Source organism: Haloquadratum walsbyi J07HQW2, from assembly GCF_000415985.1.
Lineage (GTDB): Archaea > Halobacteriota > Halobacteria > Halobacteriales > Haloferacaceae > Haloquadratum > Haloquadratum walsbyi_B.
Window position 1 is genome coordinate 196,091 of sequence record NZ_KE356561.1, and the last position, 1,553, is coordinate 197,643.

The 1,553-nt window shown below is 66.3% G+C and carries 2 protein-coding genes; both read left to right on the forward strand.

Features of this window, described 5'->3' with window-relative positions; translation table 11 throughout:
* On the forward strand, window positions 1–270 hold a 270-nt coding region (locus J07HQW2_RS16950; protein ID WP_303703851.1), incomplete at its 5' end, for a hypothetical protein.
* A 10-nt stretch (window positions 271–280) separates the two neighbouring features.
* On the forward strand, window positions 281–1,553 hold a 1,273-nt coding region (locus J07HQW2_RS01015), incomplete at its 3' end, for a PAS domain-containing protein (RefSeq protein ID WP_048075052.1).

The window sequence follows — 1,553 nt, forward strand, 5'->3', positions numbered from 1 at the left end:
GGTCGCCGTCGGACTGCTCGAAGCACACCTTACGGATGGGACAGAACCGGACGAGCCCCGTTGTATCGCCGAGCGACCGACGCCGTGAACGTGCGCCTCGAAGAGTCACCGACAATCGATCGGACCGGGAGGCGACCGCCGGGCGTTTGTCCGGCGGTGACCGACGCGGGTTGCGACCGGAGTCGATATCACAGACCCGAAACGACCCGCCCATCACTGGCTGTCGCGGCGACCGACTGCCCGTCAAATACACGCGCGATCGAAAGGTAATTATCCTGTTATGGAATATAATAAGAGTGGTATGCGCGTTTTACTCCACCATTCTCCGTGTCCGCTGGTTCGGTTCTCGGCGGATCTCGCACGCGCGCACGGCGACGCCGCCGCCGCCGTCGGTCACACGATCGAACTAGCGGAGGCGGCCCTCGACCACCCGATCGTGAGTGTTCACGTGTGCGACCCAGTCAACGGCACGACAACCGTCGTCGACTCATCTGTCGACTGGTCGACGCTCGCCGCCGACCCGCTTCGTGCCGAACTGCTCGTTCCGGTTGATCGCGCCCACCTGCTCGCTGTCGGGACGACCGACCGTGACGGGTTCGATGACGCAGCGGTGACTGTCGCTGAAGGGCTCGCGGCGACGCTCGAGACGGCGCTGGCTCGCATCGACCGCTGCCGGCCCCCGGTCGTCGACGACCTCGTCGGCGCGTCGTTCGACCAATCGGATGAGGCGGCGTTCGTCAGCGCGCCCGACGGAACGCTCATCGCCGTCAACCGGACCGCTCTTGAGTTGACCGGTCGCGAGCGCGAGGAACTGCTCGGCAGCAATCTGTCTGTGCTGTGCCGGGCAGGCGCGACCGAGGCGGTGTGTGAACAACTCGACCGCGCCGCGACCGGAGCGTCGGAGCTGTGTCGGGCAACAATCTGCCGGGCCGACGGCGAGGAACGCTCCGTCGAGTTCGCGAGCCATCCGGTTGAGACGAACGGGTCGACGTACGTCCACACGACCGCACACGTTCTGTCGACACCGTCCGGCGACGGTGCTCGGCGGCTGACGGCGTTATCGCAGCTCACGGCAGACCTGCTTGACGTCCACACACAAGCGGAGGCGTGTGATGCCGGGGTAGAGGCAGTCGCTGCGGGCACCGGAACCGACTCGGTACATATGTACTGTTGGAACGACGCGGCCGGCGCTCTCGAACGGATAGCAGCCGCCGCCGACGGAGTGGGGGCGGTTCCCGAGACAGTGACGCCCGACGACTCGGCGTTCTGGCAGGCGTTTGCGACACAGGAGCGAGAATGGTTCGTCGACGATACCGGCATCCCGACGCTCGCGGTACCGATTAATCCGTGTGGGCTCGTGGTCGTCGCCGGGACGGGGCCTCTGGCGCGCCCGGATGTCGCCGAGTTCGTCGGGTCGGTGGCAAACTCTGTCGCCGTCGCGATCCAGCAGACAAAACACCGGATGCGCGCCGACGAGTTGAGCGAGGAGGCCCGGGATCGCGAAACCACGATCTCACGGACCGAGGAGTACCTGACGCGCTGGTGCCGGGCGG